The sequence below is a fragment of the Rhodocyclus purpureus genome, from assembly GCF_016653115.1.
In the GTDB taxonomy this organism is placed as follows: Bacteria; Pseudomonadota; Gammaproteobacteria; order Burkholderiales; family Rhodocyclaceae; genus Rhodocyclus; species Rhodocyclus purpureus.
Genome location: NZ_NHRX01000066.1, coordinates 107,812 through 128,357, shown reverse-complemented (window position 1 = coordinate 128,357; position 20,546 = coordinate 107,812). Strand labels below are relative to the sequence as shown.

Genomic DNA, 20,546 nt, shown 5'->3' with positions numbered 1-20,546 from the left:
GGGCATCAGCGCCTGAGCGGCTACTCGCTGTCGAAGCCGAACAGGCGGCCTTCGATGATGCGGCGAGCAACCGCCTCGGGGACGTCCTTCTCCCACTCGCCGCGACCCCGGCGCAGCCCGGCGAGGACCTGGCCCGAATCGATGTGCAGGTGACTTTCGTCGAGCGGCTGCACGGCGAGCATCTTGCCGTTGTCGACGAGGTGCGCGAGCAGGTGGCGCAGCCTGGCCGGCACCTCGACGTTGTCGAGGGTGACCAGCGGCATGGCGTCGCTCGGCCGCGACGGGTAGACGTACACGTGCGTCTTGTCCGGAAAGAGCTTGCCGAAGGCTTCGAGGATGCCGCCTTCGAGGCCCTCGTAGTATTTCTCGTCGAACAGGAACTCGAAGTAGCGCACCGAGAGGACGATGCCGATCTCCTTCTGCGTGTAGCGGCGCAGGTAGGCACGCAGCCGGAAATAGCGGACATAGTCCGAGATCATCACCGTGTAGCCCTGCGCGGTGAGTAGCTCGACGCGCGCCAGGAAGTCGGCGCCGTCGACCTTGTCACCGTTCTGCAGCGAACTCATCGTGATCTCGGCCAGCGAGACGATCTTGTTCTCCTCCACCCCGGCGAGCTGGGTGAACTGGCGCAGCGCGGCGGCGGTCATGTCGACATTGACGCTGGTCAGCGGCTTGAAGCTGCCGCGCATCACCATCACCGGCTTGCGGTGGAAGAGCTCGCCGGGGACGACCACCTCGCCGTCGGGGTTGAACACCACCGCCCGCGTCAGCCAGCTGCGGATCAGATGCAGGTTCATCAGCCGGTTATCGATTTCCTCGAAGTACGGACCCGAGAAGTGGATCAGGTCGACCTCGATGCGGTCCGAACCGAGCCCGTCGGCCAGACCCTCGATCACCCATTCGGGGGTGGCATAGTGGAAGAACGCGCCGTGGATCAGGTTCACGCCGAGGATGCCGAGCGCCTCCGACTGCTGGGCGTTGTCGTTGTCGAGCATGCGCACATGCATGATCACGTCGCTCGGTTCCGCCCCGGGATGCAGCTGCAGTCGGATGCCGACCCAGCCGTGGCATTCGTTCTTCTGCCTGAAGCTGCGCGCGGTCACCGTCGCCGCGTAGGCGAAGAAGGTGGTGTTCTTCGGTCGCACGTGCGCAAGGCGCGCGACCACCTGCGAGAACTCCTTGTCGAGCATCTGCAGGAGACGCGCACGGCTGACGTAGCGGTCGACCTGACCGTAGATGTCGTCGCTGACCGCCATGTCGTAGGCCGACATGGTCTTGGCGATCGTCCCGGCAGCGGCACCGGCCTGGAAGAAGCGGCGCGCCACTTCCTGACCGGCGCCGATCTCGACGATCGAACCGTACTTGTACTTGTCGAGGTTGACCGTGAGTGCCTTCTGGTCGGTGCTGAGGGATGTATCGCGGGTGAGCATGGAACCTCCGATGCGCAAAGCTGATCTTCGTCATGTCGAGTGGAAAACTCGGCGGCTGCCGGCGATGGTATTACATCTGCTGCCAAGGCATGTCGACGGCCATTGCCAAAGCCAGCGCAACAGCATATATTTCCCACTTGGCATCACCATCCCGGCAGGACATGCGAACTGAGGACGGTGCTCCGCCCCGGAACGGCAACTGAATGGAGGTCGGAATGAAATCGACGACGAGACAAGGCAGGCACGAGCGCAGCATCCGCCCGGGCATCGAGATCGACGGCGGTACGTGGGACCTGTCCTCCAGGCAGGCTGCTGCGGCGTGCCGCAGCACGAAAGTTCGTGGCTTCGCCCCCGGGCAGAAAGCCGACGGCTGGCTGGTCGTCGAAGGCGAACGCAGGCCGGGGAGAGTCCAATGAACGGCAGCGCAAGAGGGGTCGAGTTTTCGGCCGCACACCAGGATCATGCAGCGCAGCGCCTTGCCAGCAAGGAAAGAAACGATGTCGCGGTCCTCACCCTGGACGGAGGGGGAATCATCCGCGACTGCGACACGGCCGGAGAGGATCTCTTCAAGTACCGACGCAACGAACTGAAGGGGCAGCAGGTCTCGATGCTCCTGCCGGACCTGGCCGGCGTTCCCGTCGTCGAGCACGGACAGCCGAATCCACGGCTTCGTCACCTCTCTCGCGCCGGTCATCAGTTCTGCACCGTCACCAAGGACGGCGAACGCTTCGGCAGCGAGCTCTACCTCAACCTGCTCGACAACACGGGCGAAGCGCGGCTGACGCTGCTCGTCTGCCCGGGCCAGGAAAGTGCCGACTGAATGGGCGCAGGACTCGCGACGCACGCCGCTGAGTGCCTGACCGTGGCCGAGACTGCCGAAGTTCGCCTGCGTCCCGGCGACGGGCTGCTGCTCATCCATCTCCAGTACGACTTCCTGCCGGGCGGCAGCCTCGCGGTCGCCGCAGGCGAGGAGGTGATTGCCCCGCTCCAGCGCTGGATCGAGCGCTTCGTCGCTGCCGGCCTGCCGGTCGTCGCCACCCGCGACTGGCATCCGCCCGACCACTGCTCGTTCCGCGCGCAGGGCGGCCCGTGGCCCCCGCATTGCATCGCCGGCACCCCGGGTGCGCAATACACAGCCGCGCTGCAACTGCCGCCGGGGACGGCGATCGTCTCGCAGGCGACGCAGAGCGACGCCGAGGCCTATTCCGGATTCGACGACAGCGAGCTGCACCAGCGGCTGCAGGACCTCGGCGTCCGCCGGCTCTTCGTCGGCGGGCTGGCCACCGATTACTGCGTGCTCAATACCGTCCTCGACGCGCTCAAGCTCGCTTACCGCGTGGTGGTGCTGACCGACTGCGTGCGCCCGGTCGAGGTGCACCCCGGCGATGGCGAACGCGCCCTCGCCGCCATGCGCGCCGCAGGCGCTCTCAGCCTGGCCGGATGAGCATGAGCCACGGCGAAGAAAGCGCGCTGCTCACCGACCTCTACCAGCTCACCATGCTACAGGCGTATTTCGACCGGGGCATGGAGGAGACGGCAGTGTTCGAGTTCTTCGTGCGCAAGCTGCCGCCCGGACGCAATTTCCTCGTCGCCGCCGGCCTCGAACAGGCGCTCGACTGCGTCGAAAACCTGCACTTTGCAGCCGCGGAACTCGACTGGCTGGCAAATTGCGGGCGCTTTCACCGGCGCTTCGTCGATTCGCTCGCCGACCTGCGTTTCACCGGCGACGTGCAGGCGATGCCTGAGGGGACGGTCTTCTTCCCCGACGAGCCGATCCTGCGCGTCGTCGCGCCGCTGCGCGAGGCGCAGCTGCTGGAGACGCGCCTGATCAACCTCTTGCAGTTGCAGACCATGGTGGCGAGCAAGGCCGCGCGCGTGCGCCTGGCTGCCGGCGACAAGCTGCTGGTCGACTTCGGCATGCGCCGCGCACACGGCGCCGAAGCCGCGCTGCTCTCGGCACGCGCGAGCTACCTCGCCGGCTTCGACGGCAGCTCGAACGTACTCGCCGGCATGCGCTGGCAGATCCCGCTGTTCGGGACGATGGCGCACTCGTTCATCCAGGCGCACGACAGCGAACTCGCGGCCTTCGAGCACTTCGCGCGCTCGTTCCCGCAGGCGACGACGCTCCTGATCGACACCTGGGACACCGAGTCCGCCGCTGCCGCACTGCTGCCGCTGGCACAGCGGCTGGCGGACGAAGGAATCCGCATCCAGGCCGTCCGTCTCGACAGCGGTGACCTCGGCGCACACGCGCGCCGCGTGCGCGCGATCCTCGACGCCGGCGGTGGCGCGAAGATCGGCATCTTCGCCAGCAGCAACCTCGACGAGCACGCGGTAGAGGCGCTCGTCACCGGCGGCGCACCGATCGACGGTTTCGGCGTCGGCACGCGCATGAACACCTCGGCCGACCAGCCCTATCTCGACTGCGCCTACAAGCTGCAGGAGTACGACGGCATCGCCCGGCGCAAGCGCTCCGAAGGCAAGAGCACCTGGCCCGGGCGCAAGCAGGTGTGGCGACGCTTCGACGCCGAAGGCCGGATGTGCGGCGACACGCTGGCGCTCGCCGACGAAATGGGGGGCGGAACAGCGCTGCTGACGCCAGTGATGCAGGCAGGCCGCCGCCTCGCGCCGTCGCCGCCGCTGGCCGCGGTGCGCGAGTTCGCACGCGCGCAACTGGCGACGCTGCCGCCGTCCTTGCTCGCCCTCGAACCCGCGCCGCCCTGGCCGCTCACGGTCAGCGAGCCGCTGCGCCGGCTGGCGCAGGAAGTCGACGCCAGGACGCACTGAGGCAGCCCGTCCACCTTCAGGAAGAAGCAGTTGGCCACGAGTTGGCCACGAAATGCACGAAAAAACACGAAATCATTCGCAGCTCTCAAGGCTGATCAGGCATCACCCACCGGGGCGCCTGCTGAACGACCCGAAGCTCATGTTTCATTTCGTGGCTTTCGTGGCTGAAAAGAGGTTTTAAGCTTCACCGCAGCCTCCAGGGAGGAAGCATGGCGCTTCTCGAAGTCGAGCACCTGAGTTTTCGCGTCCCGGCGCGCACGCTGCTCGAGGACATCGATCTCACCGTCGAGGCCGGCGAAATCCACGCGCTGGTGGGGACCAACGGCACCGGCAAGAGCACCCTCGCCTACCTGATCATGGGCTGCGCAGGCTATCGTCCCGAACACGGGGAGATCCGCTTCGCCGGCCAGGCGATCGATTCGCTGGCCATCCATCAGCGCGCCCGCCTGGGGATCACCCTCGCCTGGCAGGAACCGGCGCGCTTCGAGGGACTCACGGTCGGCGACTACCTGCGCCTCGGCACCGACCCGGCAACCGCCGAGGACTGCCTGCAGCGCGTCGGTCTGGTGCCGGCCGACTATCTCCGGCGCATGCTCGACAAGACCCTGAGCGGCGGCGAGCGCAAGCGCATCGAACTCGCTTCGGTGCTGGCGCTGCAGCCGCGTCTGGTGATCCTCGACGAGCCGACGGCGGGAATCGACCTCCTGTCGATGCACGAAGTCATGGCCCTGATCCGTACCTTCAAGGAGCGCGGTGCGGGTGTCCTGCTCATCACCCATCGCGAGGAGATCACCCGCATGGCCGACCGTGCCTCGCAACTGTGCGGCGGCCGCATCTTCGCGAGCGGCGATCCCGAGACCGTCGCGGCGATCTACCAGGGCCGCGCCTGCCGCTGCTGCAACGGGGAGGAGTGTCGCAATGTCCGAACTCGATAGCTGGCTCCAGGTCCTCGACAGCCGCGGCGTCGATCGCCGGATCCTCGCCGACGGCGCAATCGCGCACCTGATGGCGAACGGCAACCGCCTGCTCAGCCAGCGTCAGCTGCCGGGGCTCGAACTCGACACGAAGGAGGCCGAAGACGGCATCGTCGCCCTGATCCGCCTGAGGCGCAGCGTGCGTCTCGAACACCCGCTGCATCTCTGCTTCGGCGTGCTGCCGGCAAGCGGTCGGCAGCGCATCGAGATGCGCCTCATCCTGGAGGACGAATCGGCCGCCGAAGTCGTCGCCCACTGTTTCTTCCCCAACGCCGAGCGCGTCGAGCATCGGATGGACGCCGTCGTCGAGCTCGGCGCCGGCGCCCGGCTGACCTACAACGAAGCGCATTTCCACGGGCCGCATGGCGGTGTGACGGTGATCCCCAAGGCCAAGGTGAGGCTCGGCCGCGGCGCGCTCTACCGTTCGGACTTCAGCCTGACCAGCGGCCGCGTCGGCCGGCTCGACATCGACTACGAAGTCGAGGCAGGCGAGGACGCGGTGGCCGAACTCACTGCGCGCGTGTTCGGCCACGGCGACGACGACATCCGCATCCGCGAGCGGCTGGTGCTCGCCGGACGCGCCGCGCGCGGCCTGATCAAGACCCGCGTCGCCATCGAGGACGACGCCCGCGCCGACATCATCGGCATCACCGAGGGCCACGCGGCGCACGCGCGCGGCCACGTCGATTGCATGGAGATCGTCAAGGATCGCGCCGTGGCGAGCGCGCAGCCGCTGGTGAAGGTGACGCATCCCCAGGCCAAGGTCACGCACGAGGCGGCGATCGGCAGCGTCGATCACCAGCAACTCGAAACCCTGATGGCGCACGGCCTGTCGCCCTCGGAGGCGGTCGACCTGATCGTCGGCGGCCTGCTCGGCAAGCCGGGCACTGCCCCGGCCGGCGTCGTCACCTTCCGCCGCCCGCCGCATTCAACCCCGACCAAGGAGCAGCCAGCATGAAGATGACCCTCAGCGTGATCAAGGCCGACATCGGATCGATCGGTGGCCACATCGCACCTTCACAGGAACTCCTGCACTCGGTGCGCGAATCGGTCGCACGCGACGGCGCCGGCCTGCTCATCGACAGCCGCGTCACCCACACCGGCGACGACATCGCGATCCTGATGACGCATACGCGCGGCAGCGGCAACGCGGAAGTGCACAAGCTCGCCTGGGACGCGTTCGTGACGGCGACGGCAGTTGCCAAGCAGCAGGGACTCTACGGCGCCGGGCAGGATCTGCTCAAGGACGCGTTCTCGGGCAACGTGCACGGCATGGGCCCGGCGGTCGCCGAGATCGAGTTCGACGAACGCCCGAACGAGCCTTTCCTCTTCTTCGCCGCCGACAAGACCGATCCCGGCGCCTACAACCTGCCGCTCTACCTCGCCTTCGCCGACCCGATGAACACGCCGGGGCTGATCCTGGCGCCCAACCTGGGCCGCGGCTTCCGCTTCGTGATCATGGACGTGAATTGCACCGACGGCGACCGCGTCATCGAACTCGACGCACCCGAGGATCTCTACGACATCGCCGCGCTCTTGCGCGATCCCGAGCGCTACGTCGTCGAATCGGTCTGGTCGCGCGCGACCGGCGAGCAGGCGGCGGCGGTATCGACCTCGCGCCTGCACAACATCGCCGGCAAATACACGGGCAAGGACGACCCGGTCATGCTGGTGCGCGTGCAGATGAACTTCCCGGCGACCGGCGAAATCCTGGCGCCGTTCGCGATCGGCCACTTCGTCGCCGGCGGCATGCGCGGCTCGCACCAGATGCCCTTGATGCCGGTGAAACAGAACTGCGGCACCTCGTACTTCGACGGTCCGCCGCTGGTCAGTTGCGCGGCCTACGCGATGCACGCAGGCAAGATGACCGAATCCTGGGACTGCTTCGACCACCCATTCTGGGAACGCGTGCGCGACGAGGTCGCTGCCAAGGCGATCGAGATGCGCCGGCAGGGATTCTTCGGCGCCGCGATGCTGCCGATGTCGGAACTCGAATACACGGGGATCGTCGAACGACTGCAGCGGCTCGACCAGCGCTTCACCCTGCGTACCTGAGGCGCCCGGGGGAGCAGACTCGCCTGGCTGTGCCCCGCTTTTGCAAGGATTTACCCCATTCGCGGGAAGCGGCCGACGCCGGCTTGCTACAATGTGGCCCCGATTCGATGTTTTCCCAGCAGGGCACCCCATGATCAAACGCACCCGATTCTCATCGCGCAAACGCATTTCGCCCGACGCCGCCGAACTCGGCCGCCTTGCCAGCGGACTCGCCGAATCCGGCGGCCGTCTCGAAGACCGTTTATGGGAAGCCAGACTCGCCGCGCTGATCGACCGTCTGCTCGCCGACGGCGCCGAGGACGACCTCAACGCCGCGCTCGACCGCCTCTTCGACACCAACGCCTCGGCCCACGACGAACTCGCCGACCTGATCGAGTCCGGCGCCGAGTCCTGCATCCTTTCGGCCAAGGGACAGGAATACGACGTGCTGCTCTTCAACGCGCCGCTGCTCGCCTGGTCGCGCTTCTCGATCCCGGCCGATCGCATCCCGGCGTCGATCCTGGCGACGCTCAAGGTGCAGCTCGGCGCGCACGTCTTTGCCGCCGGCGCCCAGCTCGCGCTCGCCGACTTCCTGTTCAGCCCCGACCAGCTGCCGCGCAGCTTCGTCGAGACCGCGCGTCTGACGCGCGAACTGGGCAACGCCGCGCTCGCGCACAAGGACGTCGAGCTCGATACGAGTTCGCTGCCCGAAACCTCGCGCTTCCTCTCGGACACGCGCTACATCGTCGGCGCGGTCGCCGTCCCGCGCGGCGCGCCGGTGTTCCGCTGGAACGAGGACGACGGCAGTCGCGATAACGCGCTCAAGGAATGGGCGCGCCAGGGAGCCCCCTGCCTGGAGCCGCTGCTGACCGGCTGCGCCTTCCAGCCGCTGCTGGCCGACGCCTACCATGCCGCCTGCCGCAATGCCGACAGCGCCTCGCGTCCGTACTCGCTGCGCGCGTCGGTGGCCTTCCTGCAGACGAACCTCGGCCAGCCGGCCGAATCCTTCCGCGCGATCGTCGGCGGTTTCCACGACCGCAATCTCGAGGAATACCGCATCGGCTTCGGGCCGCGCGACTCCGACGTGATCTACCACGGCGTCGTCTGGCCGCTGCTCGGCGCCGAGGACGAGAACACCGACATCGTCAGCGAGATCGAGACGGTGCTGCGCGAGTCGGGAATCAAGGAAATCGTCAGCCTCGACCAGCAGTTCCCGTTCGAGTTCTGCGACGACTGCGGCGCCCCGCTCTACCCCAACATCGAGGGCGAGACGGTGCATGCCGAAATGCCGGAGCCGACCAACGCGCACTCGCAGACCTTGCACTGAGCGCCCAGCCGCGACCGCCACACGCATGAAATTCCTCTTCGACCTCTTCCCGGTCATCCTCTTCTTCATCGCCTTCAAGGCTGCCGGCATCTACGTCGCCACTGCGGTGGCGATCGTCACCACGATCGCGCAGATCGCCTGGGTGTGGTTTCGCCACCGGCGCGTCGAGCCGATGCTCTGGGTGTCGCTGGTCATCGTCGGCGTCTTCGGCGGCATGACCCTGGCGCTGCACGACGAGACCTTCATCAAGTGGAAGCCGACGCTGCTCTACTGGGCCTTCGCCATCGCGCTCTTCGGCGCACGCTTCTTCGGCAAGAACCTGATCGAGAAGCTCCTGAGCCAGCAGATGCAGTTGCCCGAGCACGTCTGGAGCAAGCTCAACCTGTCGTGGATCGCCTTCTTCCTCGCCATGGGCTGCGCCAACCTGTTCGTCGCCTTCAACTTCTCGACCGACGACTGGGTCAATTTCAAGCTCTTCGGCGGCATGGGACTGATGCTTGTCTTCGTCGTCGTGCAGGGGCTGTTCCTGTCGAAATACATCGAGGAAAAAACCTGATGCTCTACGCCATCGTCTGCACCGACCGCCCCGATTCGCTCGCCGAGCGGATCGCCGCGCGTCCCGCACACCGTGAACGCCTGCGCCTCCTGCAGGACGCCGGCCGCCTGCTGCTCGCCGGACCCTGCCCCGCGATCGACGCCACCGATCCCGGACCGGCCGGCTTCTCGGGCAGCCTGATCGTCGCCGAATTCGACTCTCTGGTCGCCGCCCGCGCCTGGGCCGACGCCGACCCCTACGTCGGCAACGGCGTCTATGCCGAGGTGAGCGTCAAGCCCTTCGTGAAGGCGCTGCCGGCATGAGCGCGAGCACCGTGGAAGCACGCCTGCGCGAGCGGCTCGCGCAACTGGCGCCGACGCAGATCGAAATCATCGACGAATCGGCCAAGCACGCCGGCCACGCGGGCAGCGGCGGCGGCGCCCACTTCCGCCTGCTTATCGTCTCGCCACGCTTTTCCGGGCTGAACACGCTGGCCCGCCACCGCCTCGTCACCGAGGCCGTCGGCGAGCTCATGCACGGCGAGATTCATGCTTTGTCCATCAAGGCAAGAACACCCGAAGAAGTATAATTCCGAAGATGCGCCCGGAATGTTCCGGATCATGAAGACGACCGATCAACCCGACCCAAGGAAACGACCCATGCAAAAGCTCTCGACCCTCGCCGCCGCGCTCATCGTCGGCTCACTGATTTCCGCGCCGGTCGTCGCCGCCGACAAGAAGGCTGCGGTTTTCGCCACCGTCAATGGCGTCGCCATCCCGCAGAGCAGCGCCGACACAGTCATCGACGAATACAAGGCACGCGGTGCCACCGATGGCCCCGAACTGCGCAACGCCGTGCGCGAAACCCTGATCCGCCGCGAACTGCTGGTGCAGGAAGCGAAGAAGAAGGGAATCGACAAGCAGCCGGCGGTCGTCCAGCGCCTCGAACTCGCCCGTCAGGAACTCTACATCCAGGGCTTCGTCCAGGACTACACGAAGAGCCATCCGGTCAGCGACGACGTGCTCAAGGCCGAGTACGACCGGATCAAGGCGCAGCTCGGCGGCAACGAATACAAGACGCGCCACATCCTGGTCGAGAAGGAAGAAACCGCCAAGGACATCATCGCCAAGCTGAAGTCCGGGGCGAAGTTCGAGGATCTCGCCAAGCAGTCGAAGGACCCGGGGTCGAAGGACAATGGCGGTGACCTCGGCTGGGGCAGCCCGGCCAATTACGTGAAGCCGTTCTCCGAGGCGCTGACCAAGCTGCCGAAGGGCAAGTACACCGAAACCCCGGTGAAGACCGAATTCGGCTACCACGTGATCCAGGTCGACGACGTCCGTCCGCTGACCCCGCCGCCGTTCGAAGCGATCAAGCCGCAGCTCACGCAACGCGCGCAACAGCTGCAGATCGAGAAGCTGGTCAGCACGCTGCGCGAGAAGGCCAAGGTCGAATAAGCGGGAGGGGACGGTAATTACCGTCCCCGGAATTGCTCGTCATTGCGAGGCGCGCAGCGCCGTGGCAATCCAGTTCGTTCTTCTGTCTCGGGGCCCTTACCGATACCGGCCCTACGAACTGGATCGCCACGCCCTTCGGGCTCGCGATGACGGTTACGCTCTCAGGCCCTCTCCAAGCACTCCTGGAATGCGAATCGTGCCACCCCTGAGCATGAAACGCAGCCATTCGCTGCCGTCATTGCGAGGCGGGCAGCGCCGTGGCAATCCAGTTCGTTCTTCTGTCTCGGCACCCTGACCGATACCGGGCCTACGCACTGGATCGCCACGCCCTTCGGGCTCGCGATGACGGTTACGCTCTCAGGCCCTCTCCAGGCACTCCTGGAATGCGAATCGTGCCACCCCTGAGCATGAAACGCAGCCATTCGCTGCCGTCAAATTGTTCCTGGTTTCACGTTAATAGTTGCGCATCAGCACATAGACACCGGTGCCGGTGAGGATGCTGAGCAGCGCGTTACCGCGCCAGCCTTGCAGCACAAGCACCAGCGCGACGGCGACCACTTCCGGCCATGGTCCGCGCGGGTCCTCGCGGGCGGCGCCGAGCGCCGAGTGCAGCAGCAACAGGGTCATGATCGCCAGCGGCAGGAAACGGCCCAGTCGCTGTACCAACGGATGACTTTCCAGCCAGTGCGCGGCGACGAAAGGCAGGGCACGCAGCGCGAAGGTGACCAGCCCCATCGCCGCGATCACGCCGATCACGTAGCCCTTATCGATCACCCGGGCCTCCTTCCGTGCCAGCCGTCGCCGGCGCGGACTGCCAGAACGCGCCGACGGCGACGCAGATCGCGATCGACAACAGCAGCGCGTGCTGTACCGCCAGCGCCCAGGCGACGCCGTAGGCGAGCACACCGGCCAACAGCGGCGCGGAACTCGTCCGCGTCCGCCACTGCTCGACGGCGAGCACGGCAAACAGCGCGACCAGCGCAAAGTCGAGACCGGCCAGCGCCAGCTGCGTGCGCGCCCCGACGAGCGCACCGATCGCACTGCCGAGCACCCACCAGCCGTGGTTCAGCAGCGCCAGCCAGACCATCTGCCGCCGGTCGCTGTCCGGCGGCAGGGTGGTGAGCAGCGAGTAGGTCTCGTCGGTCAGTCCGAAGATCACGTACCAGCGCTGCAGCCTCCCCTGCGGCATGCGCTGCAACAGCGACAAGCCGTAGAAGACGTGGCGCAGGTTGACGATCAGGGTCGCCAGCGCGATGGTCCCGATCGACAGGCCGCCGGCGATCATCGGGATCATCATGTACTGCGCCGCGCCGGCGAAGACGACGATGCTGGCGAGGATCGCCAGCCACCAGTCGATGCCTGCCTGCACGAACAGGAAGCCGAACACCGCGCCGAGCGGGATGTAGCCCATCGCCACCGGCGCCGTCAGCGCCAGAGCTGAAAGCGGGCGGCTGGCTGCCGAAGGGTCATTGCGCTGCATTCGCCGACACCTCAGCGCCGCGGCGCATCGAGCCAGGGCGCGAGCGTGCGCAATATTTCACCGCTCTCCTCCCGGGCCATCACCCGGTCGAACACCGCCGCATCGAGCACCTCGAAGCGGCCGCTCTGCACCTGCAGATAGGGCGCGCCCGCTTCGCCATCGACGAACTCGACACGCCGGATGCGCTGCACGCATTCCCTGAGGAAGCCGCAGTTGCGCGCCACCGCCATCGCCGGGCCCGGTGGATAGACGGCAGCGGGCGAACGCGCCTTGATGTCGATCTTCTGGTAGCGCTCGATGTTGATGAAGGCCAGCGGGTCGTGGATCGTCAGCGCGCTGCGGTCGCCGCGCGCGATCAGCTTGGGCGACTGCCCCTTCGGCACCCCGTTGTCGAGGAAACTGAACTCGAAGCCCGGGCGCGGGCTCGCCAGCCATTTGAAGAGGAGCTTGGGGATGCCGGTGTAGGCCTCGACGCAGTGGCCGAGGAAATCCTCGACCGCCTTGTAGCGACCGTTCTGCAGCCCGCGTTGCCAGCCGCGCTCGACCGTCTCCTCGGGCGCCGTGATGACGAAGACCATATGCATGGTATCGACGTAGCGCGCGTAGGTATCCTGGAACACGCGCTCGACCCGCTCGCTCGAGAAGCTGTCGAAGCGGAAGCGGTCGACGAGCAGGTGCGGGGTACGCTGCTGGCGATTGGCCTTGTCGCGCAGGTAGCGGTCGAGCTTGGCGTCGATCACAGAAAGCTCGCGGCTGGTGAAGTAGCCGGCGTACTTGTAAGCGGGCCCGAGCGACGCGTAATCGAGCAGCACGCGCCGCCAAACGTCGGGGCTGATCGTGACGTAGCCGGCGAAAGGGAAGCCCTCGGCGCGCAGGCGCCGGATCATCAGCCCGCGCAGCGAACTCTTGCCGGCGGCCGAAGCGCCCTTCATGCTGATCATGCGTGGCGACTCGCGATCCTCGATCTTGACCCAGCCCTCGTGCTCGATCGCCTGATCGAGCAGGGACGCGACTTTCCGACCGATCAGTTCGCTGCCCCAGTGGTTGCCGACGTGCCGGGTCACCACCTCGACCAGCAAGCCACGCTCCGAACTCAGGCGCCCGTGCGTGGCCAGGACGCCGCCGAGCACCCGGTACAGACTCTTGTAGATCGCGCGGCGCAGCGGATCCGTGGTCGCCAGCCCGGCCGCGCGGTAAGCGGCCACGACGCGGTGATCGTGGTCCTCGGACGACTCCGGCGGCGGCGCAGTGGCTTGCCGCCTGCCGAACAGGGTGAACGGAAAACGCCGCAGCGGCGGTACGACGGCCACCGGCGACAGGCTGGTGTCGAGCAGTTCGCGCACCACCTGCTCAGCCTCTTGCAGCAATTCAGCGTGGATGCGGCGGATCTCCGCCATCTGCGGCACGAGATAGTCGGCGTAGACCTTCGCCGCCATGCGCCGCGCGTTGCGACCATAGATCGACTGGTCGTCGCCTTCGGGAACCGACACTTCCGCCGTGAGGCGGACGATCAGTTCGTGCAGCGCCAGGCGCTCCGGGAGGTAAGCGCACAACTCCTCGGCCGGCAATCCCGACCAGCGCGACACCTCACGCAGGTAAGCGTAGCTGCTGGCGACGAACTCGGGGCGGTAGATCGTCTCGAGCAGCGCGAACTCGCCGGGAACGCCCGGTTCGATGCCCGGGTTCCAGGCGGAGAAGGCTTCGGCGGCAGGCGGCGAGGCAGCCATGCTAATCAGGGGGACAGTATCCTTGATTCACCATAAATCAAGCATACTGTCCCTGCAGCCATCAGCCGACGTACCTGCGCGCGTTCCTGAACATGCGCAGCCACGGCGATGCTTCGACGCCCTCTGCATCCCACTCGGCCGGACGCCAGGACATCTGGGCGGCGCGGAAGACACGCTCCGGATGCGGCATCATGATCGTGAAGCGGCCGTCGGCGGTGGTGACGCCGGTGAGGCCGGCGGGCGATCCGTTCGGGTTGTACGGATAGACCTCGGTCGGGCGACCGGCGTTATCGACATAGCGCAGCGCGGCGATCACGCGTTGCTGCTGCGCGGCCGGATCGGCAGAGACGAACTCGGCACGGCCCTCGCCGTGCGAGACGACCACCGGCAGGCGGCTGCCGGCCATGCCGCTCATGAAGATCGACGGCGACTCGGGCACTTCGACCATGACGAAGCGTGCCTCGAACTGCTCGACCTTGTTGCGCACGAAGCGCGGCCAGTCGGCGGCGCCGGGGATCAGCTCCTTCAAGGCGCTCATCATCTGGCAGCCGTTGCAGACGCCGAGCGCGAAGACGTCGGGACGCGCGAAGAAGCGGGAAAACTCGTCGCGCGCGCGCTCGTTGAAGAGGATGGTGCGCGCCCAGCCCTGCCCGGCACCGAGCACGTCGCCGTAGGAGAAGCCACCGCAGGCGACAGCGCCCTTGAAGTCGGCGAGGCTGACGCGACCGGAGAGGATGTCGCTCATGTGCACATCGACCGACGCGAAGCCGGCGCGGTCGAAGGCGGCGGCCATCTCGACCTGGCCATTGACCCCCTGCTCGCGCAGGATGGCGACGCGCGGACGCGCGCCGGTAGCCACGAAGGGGGCTGCGACGTCCTCGGCGGGGTCGAAGGACAGCGCCACCGAGAGGCCGGGGTCGCTGGTGTCGAGGATGCGGTCGTATTCCTGCTGCGCGCATTCGGGATCGTCGCGCAGGCGCTGCATGTTGAAGCTGGTTTCCGACCAGGCGCGCTGCAGGTCGACGCGCTTCTCGGCGAAGACGGCACGGGCGTTGCGCACGATGCGCAGCTCGTCGGCGGCGTTCGGGTGGCCGACGAAGTGCGTGCAGGCGCCGAGACCCGCAGCACGCAGCACGGCCAGCACCGCGTCGCGGTCGGCACGGCGGATGTGCAGCAGCGCGCCGAGTTCCTCGGCGAACAGCGCGCGCAGCAGGCGCTCGTCGGCGCGGCCGGCCATCAGCTCGGGCTTGCGCTCGGCGCCGTCGACGTCGTTGGCCAGCGGGTCGTAGCAGAGGCCGTCGAGGTCGAGCGTGACGCCCGTGCGCGCGGCGAAGCACATCTCGGCGGCAGCGGCAAAGAGGCCGCCGTCGGAACGGTCGTGGTAGGCGAGCAGCAGGCCGTCGCTCGCGAGTTTCCTGATCGCGCCGAAGAAGGCGGCGAGGCGCGCCGGATCGTCGAGGTCGGGGACCTCCTCGCCGACGGCGTTATACACTTGCGCCAGCGCCGAGGCGCCGATGCGGTTGCGGCCGCCACCGAGGTCGATCAGGACGAGGTCCGAGTCGGAAAGATCACGCGCCAGCAGCGGCGTCAGCGTGCGCCGCGCGTCGGTCACCGGCGCGAAGGCGGTGACGATCAGGGACAGCGGCGACACCACCTGCTTCTTGACGCCCTCGTCTTCCCAGGCGCTGCGCATCGACAGCGAATCCTTGCCGACCGGGATCGAGACACCGATCGCCTGGCACAGGTCGGAGGTGGCGCGCACCGCGTCGAACAGGCGCGCGTCCTCACCGGGGACGCCGGCCGGCGCCATCCAGTTGGCCGAGAGCTTGACGTCGCCGAGCTTGGCGACGTCGGCGGCAGCGAGGTTGGTCAGCGCCTCGCCGATCGCCATGCGCACCGACGCCGGCGCGTCGAGCACCGCCAGCGGCGTGCGTTCGCCCATGGCGAAAGCTTCGCCGGTGACACCGCAATAGTCGCTGAGGGTGACGGCGACGTCGGCGACCGGCACCTGCCAGGGGCCGACCATCTGGTCGCGCGCGGTGAGGCCGCCGACCGAGCGGTCGCCGATGCTGATCAGGAAGGTCTTGTCGGCCACCGCCGGCAGGCGCAGCACGCGGTAGGCGGCGTCCTTCAGTTCGACCTGCCCCAAGTCGAAGGCCGAACCCGGCGAAGGCAGGCGGACCACATCGCGCGTCATGCGCGGCGGCTTGCCGAGCAGCGCCTCCATGTCCATGTCCACCGGGTTGTCGCCGAAATGACAGTCGGTGACTACGAGACGCCCGTCGTCGGTGGCTTCGCCGACGACGGCGAAGGGGCAGCGCTCGCGTTCGCACAGCGCGCTGAATTCGGGGAGCCGCGTCGGCGGGATGGCCAGCACGTAGCGCTCCTGCGACTCGTTGCACCAGATCTCGGCCGGCGACATGCCGGGTTCCTCGATATGCACTTCGCGCAGGTCGAAGCGCGCGCCGCAGCCGCCGCCGTGCGCGAGTTCGGGCAAGGCGTTCGACAGGCCGCCGGCGCCGACGTCGTGGATCGACAGGATCGGGTTGCCGTCGCCTGCCGCCCAGCCGTCCCCCTCGGGCGCGCCGAGCTGCCAGCAGCGGTCGATCACTTCCTGCGCACGCCGCTCCATCTCGGGGTTGCCGCGCTGCACCGACGCGAAGTCGAGATCCTCGGTGTTGCTGCCGGTGCTCATCGAGCTGGCAGCACCGCCACCGAGGCCGATCAGCAGGCCGGGGCCGCCGAGCTGGACGAAGAGGACGCCGGGCGAGAGCTTTTCCGCCTTGAAGCACTGGTCGGCGGCGATCGCGCCGAGGCCGCCGGCGATCATGATCGGCTTGTGGTAGCCGCGCACGCTGGTCGATCCGTCGGCGTTGGCGACCGCCTGCTGGTAGGTGCGGAAGTAGCCGGCGAGGTTCGGCCGGCCGAATTCGTTGTTGAAGGCGGCGGCGCCGATCGGGCCTTCGAGCATGATGTCGAGCGCCGAGGCGATGCGCGACGGCTTGCCGTAGGCCACCGAGTCGGCTTCCCAGGGCTGCAGCGCACCCGGGATCTGCAGGTCGGAGACCGAGAAGCCGCACAGGCCGGCCTTCGGCTTCGAGCCGCGGCCGGTGGCCCCCTCGTCGCGGATCTCGCCGCCCGAGCCGGTGGCCGCACCGGGGAAGGGCGAGATCGCGGTCGGATGGTTGTGCGTCTCGACCTTGGCCAGGATGTGCGTGAGCTGCTCGTGGTAGCCGTAGCCACCGTCGGTCGCCGGGAAAAAGCGCTGCGCGACGTGGCCCTCGATCACCGAGGAGTTGTCCGAATAGGCGACCACCGTGCCCTCGGGGTGCGCCTTGTGCGTCTCGCGGATCATGCCGAACAGCGTCTCGCGCTTCTCCTCGCCGTCGATCACCCAGGCGGCATTGAAGATCTTGTGCCGGCAGTGCTCGGAGTTGGCCTGCGCGAACATCATCAGCTCGACGTCGGTCGGGTTGCGGCCGGCGCGCGCGAAGATGTCGACGAGGTAGTCGATCTCGTCGGGCGACAGCGCGAGGCCGAGACGCGAATCCGCCTCGACCAGCGCGTCACGGCCACCGCTGAGAAGATCGACGCGCGCGAGCGGCTTCGGCGCGACGTGGCCGAACAGCGCCGGCGCCTGCGCGAAGTCGTCGAGGACGGTCTCGGTCATGCGGTCGTGCAGCAGCGCGGCGACGGCGGCGCGCTTATCGGCCGGAATCGATGCAGGGCCGGCGATGCGGTAAGCGAGCACGCGCTCGATCCGCTCGACCCCATCGAGGCCGCAGTTCCAGGCGATGTCGGTGGCCTTCGACGACCACGGCGAGATCGCGCCCAGGCGTGGCGTTACCAGGAACAACTCGCCGCCAACCACCGCTGCCGGGCGTTCCGCGAGCAGCGCCGCCAGATGCTCGCGCTCGGCCCGATCGAGCGGCCGGCGCAGCGCGACGACGTGCCAGTACTCGGCCGAGTCGAGCGTCGCACCGGGCAGAACCGCGGCCAGTCCAGCCTGCAGGCGCTGGCGGCGGAACTCGGACAGCGCGTCGGCGCCGCGCAGGAAGAGGGTTTCAGGGAGGGCGGAAACGTTTTCGGCCATGGCGGGCGTCCGGAGGCGTCGTGGTAAAGGCGCGATTATAGCCCAGCGCCCATACCCGCCGCGGGATCACTCGCCATCCGGGCCAACGGCAAGCGCCGCCCGCAGCGCCTCGTCGGCCGGCGCCTCGATCGCCAGCCCACGGGCCACCGCGCGATTGACCGAGACCGAGAAATAGCGCGGATAGGACGCCGCCGGCAGCACGGAACGCCTGGCAAGCGAGCTGTCCAGGATCTCGGCGGTCTGCCGGGCGATCTGCGCCGGCGTGCTGAAGACCGCGGCCAGCGCCCCGGCCTTCACGTAGGCCTGCGAGAAACCCAGCAGCGGCTTGCCATGACGATACGCAGTCAGCAGGATCGGACGCGCCGAATCGCGCGTGAACACGACGCTGTCGGGTAGCGCCAGCAACAGGTCCACGTCGCGCAGCACGCGCGCGAGCGCCGGAATGATCTCGGGCTCGGACAGGACTTTCTCGCTGACCACCCCCGGTCCACCGCGCGCCTCCTCGGCCCGCAGGCGGGGCAGGAAGGCGCTCGACTCCGGCCCGAGCAGCACCCCCACCCGCGGCTTGCCGGGAAACAGCTTTCGAATCAGTGCGAGCTGGCGTGACAGCGGCTGGTCCAGATAGATCACCGAGAACTGCGCGCGCGGACGCCGCCGCGCCGACTCGGCGAGCACGCGCTCGTAGCTCGACCGCGGTACCAGCACGTTGAGCGTCGGCGGCAGGTCGCTGCGCTCGGCAGCCGCGCGCATCGCCCGCACCCCGACGGCGACGAGAAGCGAAGCCCCGCCCAGGCGCGGATCGTCGGCACGCTCCGGCAGGTCGGTCAGTTCGACCAGCGACAGCGAACGGCCGCTGATCGACGGATCGTCGAGCGCCCGCTGCAAGGCCTCGACGAACTCACGATGGAAGCCGCCACCCTCGCTGAGCAACACCGCAACACGCTCCTCCGCCAGCGTGGCGCTGCCGGCGAGCAAGAGCTGCGCCGCGATCAACAGCCACGCCAGACGTCGGCAAGGACGTCGGAGGGTGGCGAGGAGCGGCGCGCGGAACATGGAGGATCAGTAGGCAAGACGCAGGTTCACGAAGGCGCGTCGCCCCCAGAGGTTTTCGACGTAGAACTCGCGATACTGGCTGTCCTCCAGGTTCTGCACGATCAGCGCCAGCTCACCGTCGGTACCGTCCCACTTGAACTGGCGGGCGACGCGGACATCCCAGCGCGTGTAGGCATCCAGGGACCTGCCGCCGAAGGCTTCGATCGAACCGACGCGATAGACGCCGATGCTGGCACGCCAGAACGGAGTTAACTGGCGCGCCAGCAGCAGGTTCTGCCCGTGGCGCGAAGCCGTCCGGTCATAGCTGTAATCTTCCGATTGTCGATCGAGCGCTGGAGTGCGACGCGCGATCTTCGTCGACGACCAGCCGAAGTGAATTCTCGTGAAATCGTCGAGTTGCTGCTGCCATTGCGCCTCGAAGGAATGGACGCCGACTTCGCTCCGATTGCCGAAGGTGCGGACGGTGCCCGGAATCGCCGTCCCGCAGCAATCGAACTGGTACATCTCGATCAGGTCGCTGAGCGTGTCGTAGGACCACTTGAGATCGAGGGAGCCGCCACGCGGAAGCTGGATCAGGTAGCCCAGTTCACGCGAGTCGATGCGTTCTGGGCGCAGGTTGTTCTGTCCGTACAGGTACTGCAAGGGGAGAGTTCTGCCAGCAAGAAACTGGGGATCGATCACCGAATAAACCCAGCGGGAATTGCCCTGCTGCTCATAGAGCACCGGGTTGCGCCAAGCGCGGCTCACTGTCGCGCGGATCGTCTGCGCCGGCGTCAGGCGGTAATTGACGCCGGCGCGCGGCGAGGTATTGCTGCCGACGAAATTGTTGTGCTCGACCATCGCGCCGAAGTTGAATACGAGCGGGTCCAGCGGCCGCCACTCGGCGTTGGCGAAGAGGCTCTGCTGGTGGAAGCTCTTGAAGTCGTCGCCGCCGAGGTAAAGCGTGCTGCTGACGCGATCGAGGCGGAGCCCGCCGCCCCAGAGCAGGCGCAGGTGCTCGCCGGCCCAGAAGCTGTGCTGCGCCTCGACGTCGCTGCGCTCGGCGACGTGGTCGAGCGGACGATCGAAAGGGGTGGGAACGCCTGCTGTGATAACCCCCTTACACGTTTTTGTTTCTTTTAACCAAGCCCAGCCAAGAAATTGGCAGTTCGCTTCTGGTATCTTCAGTGTTAACGGCGCCTGCGTCGTACCGACCAGCTGGCTGAGATCTTCCGAAAGGCGGTCGCGGTTGTGATACAGGCGCAGACTGAACTGACTGTCGGCACCGAGGTCGCGTTGCCAGCGCGCCAGCGCGAACAGACTTTCGACGTCCTTGTCGCGCCGGGGATTGGCGTTTGTAAATTTGCCGGGATAATCGCCGGTTCCGCGACTACCGCCCGAATAACCGAACTGCAGTTGCAATTCGTCGCTGGCGTTGATCCGGTAATCGCCGCGGAACGACAGGTTGCCGATCCGCTTGTTGTCGGTGCGCGTGTGCACATCGATCTTGTTCTCGAAACGCCCGTCATAGTCCCTGGTGTAGCCTCTGTCGCCACGCAACTGCAAGGTCATGCGGTAGTCCATGTCGGTGGTACGACCGCCGTAGCGCAGCGTCGCGTCGCTGCCGACCTTGCCGGCGGAGAGCGAGACCAGTTTGCCCTGTACCTCGGCCG

Annotated in this window: 20 protein-coding genes; 13 read left to right on the top strand and 7 right to left on the bottom strand. The window is 67.3% G+C overall.

Annotated elements, in window-relative coordinates; all coding sequences use genetic code 11:
• Positions 1-20 precede the first annotated feature (20 nt).
• Positions 21-1,430, bottom strand: a complete 1,410-nt coding sequence (locus tag CCR84_RS14740) for a TonB-dependent receptor (protein ID WP_201213818.1) — start codon at positions 1,428-1,430, stop codon at positions 21-23.
• Positions 1,431-1,440: 10 nt separating this feature from the next.
• On the opposite strand from CCR84_RS14740, the gene CCR84_RS14735 reads away from it, so the two are divergent.
• The 13 genes from CCR84_RS14735 to CCR84_RS14675 all read left to right on the top strand — a co-directional run bounded on the left by CCR84_RS14735 (position 1,441) and on the right by CCR84_RS14675 (position 10,541).
• The gene (locus CCR84_RS14735; protein WP_201213816.1) at positions 1,441-1,602 is read left to right on the top strand and encodes a hypothetical protein; all 162 of its coding nucleotides are present in this window, start codon (positions 1,441-1,443) and stop codon (positions 1,600-1,602) included.
• A 43-nt stretch (positions 1,603-1,645) separates the two neighbouring features.
• The gene (locus CCR84_RS14730; RefSeq protein ID WP_201213815.1) at positions 1,646-1,846 is read left to right on the top strand and encodes a hypothetical protein; all 201 of its coding nucleotides are present in this window, start codon (positions 1,646-1,648) and stop codon (positions 1,844-1,846) included.
• A complete protein-coding gene (locus CCR84_RS14725) occupies positions 1,843-2,250 on the top strand; it encodes a nitrogen regulation protein NR(II) (RefSeq protein ID WP_201213812.1) in 408 nt (135 codons plus the stop codon). The genes CCR84_RS14730 and CCR84_RS14725 overlap by 4 nt, the downstream gene beginning before the upstream one ends.
• The gene (locus tag CCR84_RS14720; protein ID WP_201213810.1) at positions 2,251-2,874 is read left to right on the top strand and encodes an isochorismatase family protein; all 624 of its coding nucleotides are present in this window, start codon (positions 2,251-2,253) and stop codon (positions 2,872-2,874) included.
• A gap of 2 nt (positions 2,875-2,876) precedes the next feature.
• Positions 2,877-4,217 (top strand): nicotinate phosphoribosyltransferase, encoded by a 1,341-nt coding sequence (locus CCR84_RS14715; RefSeq protein ID WP_201213808.1) that lies wholly within the window; start codon positions 2,877-2,879, stop codon positions 4,215-4,217.
• Positions 4,218-4,426: 209 nt separating this feature from the next.
• On the top strand, positions 4,427-5,152 hold the full coding sequence (locus tag CCR84_RS14710) for an ATP-binding cassette domain-containing protein (RefSeq protein WP_201213806.1): 726 nt from the start codon (positions 4,427-4,429) through the stop codon (positions 5,150-5,152).
• Complete coding sequence (locus tag CCR84_RS14705) at positions 5,136-6,149, top strand: SufB/SufD family protein (protein WP_201213798.1); 1,014 nt, start codon at positions 5,136-5,138, stop codon at positions 6,147-6,149. The genes CCR84_RS14710 and CCR84_RS14705 overlap by 17 nt, the downstream gene beginning before the upstream one ends.
• Entirely contained in the window at positions 6,146-7,246 is a 1,101-nt protein-coding gene (fbp, locus tag CCR84_RS14700) for a fructose-1,6-bisphosphate aldolase/phosphatase (RefSeq protein WP_201213796.1), read from the top strand. Before CCR84_RS14705 ends, fbp begins: the two co-directional genes overlap by 4 nt.
• Before the next feature lie 133 nt (positions 7,247-7,379).
• Positions 7,380-8,552 (top strand): DUF2863 family protein, encoded by a 1,173-nt coding sequence (locus tag CCR84_RS14695; protein WP_420825402.1) that lies wholly within the window; start codon positions 7,380-7,382, stop codon positions 8,550-8,552.
• Positions 8,553-8,577: 25 nt separating this feature from the next.
• Positions 8,578-9,108 (top strand): septation protein A, encoded by a 531-nt coding sequence (locus CCR84_RS14690; protein ID WP_201213787.1) that lies wholly within the window; start codon positions 8,578-8,580, stop codon positions 9,106-9,108.
• Positions 9,108-9,410: a YciI family protein gene (locus CCR84_RS14685; protein ID WP_201213785.1), complete on the top strand. Its 303-nt coding sequence runs from the start codon at positions 9,108-9,110 to the stop codon at positions 9,408-9,410. Before CCR84_RS14690 ends, CCR84_RS14685 begins: the two co-directional genes overlap by 1 nt.
• On the top strand, positions 9,407-9,676 hold the full coding sequence (locus tag CCR84_RS14680; protein WP_201213779.1) for a BolA family protein: 270 nt from the start codon (positions 9,407-9,409) through the stop codon (positions 9,674-9,676). Before CCR84_RS14685 ends, CCR84_RS14680 begins: the two co-directional genes overlap by 4 nt.
• 70 nt (positions 9,677-9,746) lie before the next feature.
• Positions 9,747-10,541, top strand: coding sequence for a peptidylprolyl isomerase (locus CCR84_RS14675; protein ID WP_201213777.1), 795 nt, complete (start codon positions 9,747-9,749; stop codon positions 10,539-10,541).
• A gap of 453 nt (positions 10,542-10,994) precedes the next feature.
• Here CCR84_RS14675 and CCR84_RS14670 read toward each other — a convergent pair whose 3' ends face one another.
• The 6 genes from CCR84_RS14670 to CCR84_RS14645 form a co-directional block, all read right to left on the bottom strand.
• Positions 10,995-11,315: an AzlD domain-containing protein gene (locus CCR84_RS14670; protein WP_201213775.1), complete on the bottom strand. Its 321-nt coding sequence runs from the start codon at positions 11,313-11,315 to the stop codon at positions 10,995-10,997.
• Positions 11,305-12,021: an AzlC family ABC transporter permease gene (locus CCR84_RS14665; protein WP_201213774.1), complete on the bottom strand. Its 717-nt coding sequence runs from the start codon at positions 12,019-12,021 to the stop codon at positions 11,305-11,307. Before CCR84_RS14665 ends, CCR84_RS14670 begins: the two co-directional genes overlap by 11 nt.
• A gap of 11 nt (positions 12,022-12,032) precedes the next feature.
• Positions 12,033-13,748 (bottom strand): DEAD/DEAH box helicase family protein, encoded by a 1,716-nt coding sequence (locus CCR84_RS14660; protein WP_201213773.1) that lies wholly within the window; start codon positions 13,746-13,748, stop codon positions 12,033-12,035.
• Between the two features lie 61 nt (positions 13,749-13,809).
• A complete protein-coding gene (purL, locus tag CCR84_RS14655) occupies positions 13,810-17,841 on the bottom strand; it encodes a phosphoribosylformylglycinamidine synthase (protein WP_201213772.1) in 4,032 nt (1,343 codons plus the stop codon).
• A gap of 66 nt (positions 17,842-17,907) precedes the next feature.
• Positions 17,908-18,894 carry an ABC transporter substrate-binding protein gene (locus CCR84_RS14650; protein WP_201213771.1) on the bottom strand — a complete coding sequence of 329 codons (987 nt, stop codon included), beginning with the start codon at positions 18,892-18,894 and terminating at the stop codon, positions 17,908-17,910.
• Between the two features lie 6 nt (positions 18,895-18,900).
• On the bottom strand, positions 18,901-20,445 hold the full coding sequence (locus tag CCR84_RS14645) for a TonB-dependent receptor plug domain-containing protein (RefSeq protein WP_338052627.1): 1,545 nt from the start codon (positions 20,443-20,445) through the stop codon (positions 18,901-18,903).
• Between the last annotated feature and the right edge of the window lie 101 nt (positions 20,446-20,546).

Excerpts from the sequence above, each read along its gene's own strand:
- CCR84_RS14740 (WP_201213818.1), bottom strand. The coding sequence starts at position 1,430 with ATGCTCACCCGCGATACATCCCTCAGCACCGACCAGAAGGCACTCACG.
- CCR84_RS14735 (WP_201213816.1), top strand. The coding sequence starts at position 1,441 with ATGCGCAAAGCTGATCTTCGTCATGTCGAGTGGAAAACTCGGCGGCTG.
- CCR84_RS14730 (WP_201213815.1), top strand. The coding sequence starts at position 1,646 with ATGAAATCGACGACGAGACAAGGCAGGCACGAGCGCAGCATCCGCCCG.
- CCR84_RS14725 (WP_201213812.1), top strand. The coding sequence starts at position 1,843 with ATGAACGGCAGCGCAAGAGGGGTCGAGTTTTCGGCCGCACACCAGGAT.
- CCR84_RS14720 (WP_201213810.1), top strand. The coding sequence starts at position 2,251 with ATGGGCGCAGGACTCGCGACGCACGCCGCTGAGTGCCTGACCGTGGCC.
- CCR84_RS14715 (WP_201213808.1), top strand. The coding sequence starts at position 2,877 with ATGAGCCACGGCGAAGAAAGCGCGCTGCTCACCGACCTCTACCAGCTC.
- CCR84_RS14710 (WP_201213806.1), top strand. The coding sequence starts at position 4,427 with ATGGCGCTTCTCGAAGTCGAGCACCTGAGTTTTCGCGTCCCGGCGCGC.
- CCR84_RS14705 (WP_201213798.1), top strand. The coding sequence starts at position 5,136 with ATGTCCGAACTCGATAGCTGGCTCCAGGTCCTCGACAGCCGCGGCGTC.
- fbp (WP_201213796.1), top strand. The coding sequence starts at position 6,146 with ATGAAGATGACCCTCAGCGTGATCAAGGCCGACATCGGATCGATCGGT.
- CCR84_RS14690 (WP_201213787.1), top strand. The coding sequence starts at position 8,578 with ATGAAATTCCTCTTCGACCTCTTCCCGGTCATCCTCTTCTTCATCGCC.
- CCR84_RS14685 (WP_201213785.1), top strand. The coding sequence starts at position 9,108 with ATGCTCTACGCCATCGTCTGCACCGACCGCCCCGATTCGCTCGCCGAG.
- CCR84_RS14680 (WP_201213779.1), top strand. The coding sequence starts at position 9,407 with ATGAGCGCGAGCACCGTGGAAGCACGCCTGCGCGAGCGGCTCGCGCAA.
- CCR84_RS14675 (WP_201213777.1), top strand. The coding sequence starts at position 9,747 with ATGCAAAAGCTCTCGACCCTCGCCGCCGCGCTCATCGTCGGCTCACTG.
- CCR84_RS14665 (WP_201213774.1), bottom strand. The coding sequence starts at position 12,021 with ATGCAGCGCAATGACCCTTCGGCAGCCAGCCGCCCGCTTTCAGCTCTG.
- CCR84_RS14660 (WP_201213773.1), bottom strand. The coding sequence starts at position 13,748 with ATGGCTGCCTCGCCGCCTGCCGCCGAAGCCTTCTCCGCCTGGAACCCG.
- purL (WP_201213772.1), bottom strand. The coding sequence starts at position 17,841 with ATGGCCGAAAACGTTTCCGCCCTCCCTGAAACCCTCTTCCTGCGCGGC.
- CCR84_RS14650 (WP_201213771.1), bottom strand. The coding sequence starts at position 18,894 with ATGTTCCGCGCGCCGCTCCTCGCCACCCTCCGACGTCCTTGCCGACGT.
- CCR84_RS14645 (WP_338052627.1), bottom strand. The coding sequence starts at position 20,445 with ATGACCTTGCAGTTGCGTGGCGACAGAGGCTACACCAGGGACTATGAC.